1 protein-coding gene is annotated in these 1,374 nt (G+C 67.6%); it reads left to right on the top strand.

What is annotated here, in order from left to right; all coding sequences use genetic code 11:
* Positions 1 to 278: 278 nt before the first annotated feature.
* Entirely contained in the window at positions 279 to 1,346 is a 1,068-nt protein-coding gene (locus AB0J93_RS30090; RefSeq protein WP_363925734.1) for an IS110 family transposase, read from the top strand.
* Positions 1,347 to 1,374 lie beyond the last annotated feature (28 nt).

The raw sequence follows: 1,374 nt of genomic DNA, 5'->3' as shown, positions 1-1,374 counted from the left end.
TCTATAGGTGGGCCGGTTCCGGGAGGATGCGGTATCGGTAGGGTTCGACGTCGGTGATCTACGAGTGACTCATGCAAGATCTGGCCGCCATCAGCTGGTGTGCCGTGGAGTCCGACCTGTCCTCGTGGGTTACCGGCGTCGGCCCGGCCCACCTTGCTGGCCTGATCAGAAGCCTGTCCGCGACGGGTGTCGCGTGACTCATCACAGATATGCCGCCGGGTGATCGTCTCCCGGGCCGACGCCGTCCGAACGTCGCCCCGTGCAAGGGAGAACCGTCCGTGTCTTCCATCCTGGCAGATCGCCTGGCTGACCGTGTCGACGCGGTCATCGGTGTGGATACCCACACCGATACGCACACCGCCGCGGTGCTGACTCCGGTCGGGACCGTGCTGGCCGAGATCACCGTGCCGGCCACCGCCGAAGGTGCCGCTGTTCTGCTGGCCTGGGCCGGCCGACAGACGACCGCGCGGGGAACGGGCCGGCGGGCCTGGGCCCTGGACGGCGCTCGCTGTCACGGTGTCGGCCTGCTGCGTGTCCTGCGAGCCGCGGGTGAGGAAGTCCTGGAAGCACCCAAACCCGCTACCGGCCGCCGCCGGCGAGGCGGCAAGTCCGACGCGCTGGACGCCACACACGCCGCTCGTGCCGTGCTGGCCGCCGACCACGTCGCCACACCCCGCACCGACGGCGACCGGGAAGCCCTGCGCCTGCTCCACGTCTGCCGCCGCCACTACAGCGACACCCGCACCGCCACCATCAACCTGTTCAAATCGGTGATCCTCACCGCCGACGACGACCTACGCACCCAACTGCGTGGCCTGAGCACCCTCCGACAGATCCAACACGCCACCACCCTCACCACCACCGACACCGGCGACGTTCTCGACCAGCTACGCCGGACCCAACTAGCGACTCTGGCCGAGCAGATCCTGACCCTCGACCGGCTCCTGAAAGCCAACCTCACCCAGATCCGCACCCTCGTCGACAAGCTCTGCCCGACCCTGCTCAACCAACCCGGCATCGGCCCCGTCACCGCCGCGATCACCCTGACCGCCTGGTCACACCCCGGCAGGTTCCGCAACGAAGCCGCCTTCGCCTCACTCGCCGGCGTCAACCCCATCCCCGCCAGCTCCGGCCGCATCACCCGCCACCGCCTCAACCGAGGCGGCGACCGCACCCTCAACTCCGCCCTGCACACCATCGCCAAAACCCGACAACGATGCCACCAACCCACCAAGGACTACATCAACCGCCGCACCAACCAAGGCCGCACCCCAGCCGAGATCACCCGAAGCCTCAAACGCTACATAGCCCGCCAAATCTGGCGCACCCTCGAAGCCACCGCTTGACAAAAACCGTCACAGATCTTGCACTTTT

This window comes from Micromonospora sp. NPDC049374 (genome assembly GCF_040677165.1).
GTDB lineage: Bacteria > Actinomycetota > Actinomycetes > Mycobacteriales > Micromonosporaceae > Micromonospora.
The sequence above is the reverse complement of the archived record's forward strand: the minus strand, read 5'-3'. Positions and strand labels throughout refer to the sequence as shown.